The organism is Nonomuraea antri, from assembly GCF_013283785.1.
Lineage (GTDB): Bacteria > Actinomycetota > Actinomycetes > Streptosporangiales > Streptosporangiaceae > Nonomuraea > Nonomuraea antri.
This window is the reverse complement of record NZ_JABCPZ010000574.1, coordinates 1-1,043: the sequence shown is the minus strand read 5'-3', so window position 1 is coordinate 1,043 and position 1,043 is coordinate 1. Positions and strand designations below refer to the sequence as shown.

At 72.8% G+C, this 1,043-nt stretch carries 1 protein-coding gene and 1 pseudogene; both read left to right on the top strand.

Annotated elements, in window-relative coordinates; genetic code table 11:
- On the top strand, nt 1–413 hold a 413-nt coding region (locus tag HII36_RS55450; protein ID WP_217371173.1), incomplete at its 5' end, for a hypothetical protein.
- An 11-nt stretch (nt 414–424) separates the two neighbouring features.
- Nucleotides 425–1,043: pseudogene (locus tag HII36_RS55445) on the top strand (cobalamin-dependent protein); the annotation flags it as partial.

Below are 1,043 nucleotides of genomic sequence, written 5' to 3'. Positions count from 1 at the left end.
TCCCCGAAGCTCCTGAGGACGACCCGTTTCCCGAGCTGACCGAGCGGCAGCGCAAACAGCTCGCCGACGTGCTGGCCCGCACGGCCGCCGAGGCCATGGTCAGCACGCTGCGCGCGGAGTTCATGAAGGCGTTCTCGCCGGGCGAGCTGAGCGGGGACGCGTCGCAGGGGATCAACATCCGCAACCTCCGCCTCGCCCTGCGCCTGCTGGAGGGCCGCGACGAGGAGACCGACGACACCGCCGGTGACACCGGGCGCCACACCGCTGGGGGGACCGTCGGCGGCACCGGGCGCCACACCGGCGGCGGCACCGGGGGTGGCACCAGCGGCGACCCAGGGGGCGACACCAGCGGCGATACCAGTGGCGACACAGGGGGCGGCACCGGGGGCGCCGCCGGTCCGGCCGACCGGTAGCCGCCGGCGGGATGCGCGTGGAGAGCGTCCTGGTGTCCATGCCGTTCATGGACGCGCACCGACCGTCCATCCAGCTCGGGCTGCTCGCGGCCACCGCGCGGACACACGGGCTGAACGTGCGCACGCTGCACGCCAACCTGGACCTCGCCGCCAGGATCGGCCCGGAGCGCTACGACGCGCTGGCCGACGGCCGGGGCACGATGCTGGGGGACTGGCTGTTCTCGGTGGCCGCCTTCGGCGAGCGCGCGCCCGACCCCGAGGGACGGCTGCTGGACGGGTTGCCCGAACGCGACCTGCTGCTGCGTATCAGGGACCACGACGTGCCCGCCTATCTGGACGAGCTGCTGGACCTGCCGCTGTGGGCGAGTGCCTCGGCAGTCGGGTTCAGCTGCACGTTCCAGCAGAACACGGCCTCGTTCGCGCTGGCCGCCCGGCTCAAGCGGCGCTTCCCGCAGCTCGTCACGATCTTCGGCGGGGCCAACTTCGACGGCGAGATGGGCCTGGAGCTGCTGCGAACGGTCGAGTGCGTCGACTACGCGGTGATCGGCGAGGGGGACGTGACATTCCCACGCCTCCTCCAGACCTTGTCCGGCACAGACGGCGGGGCGGCTGGAGTCAGTGGGGTGGTGT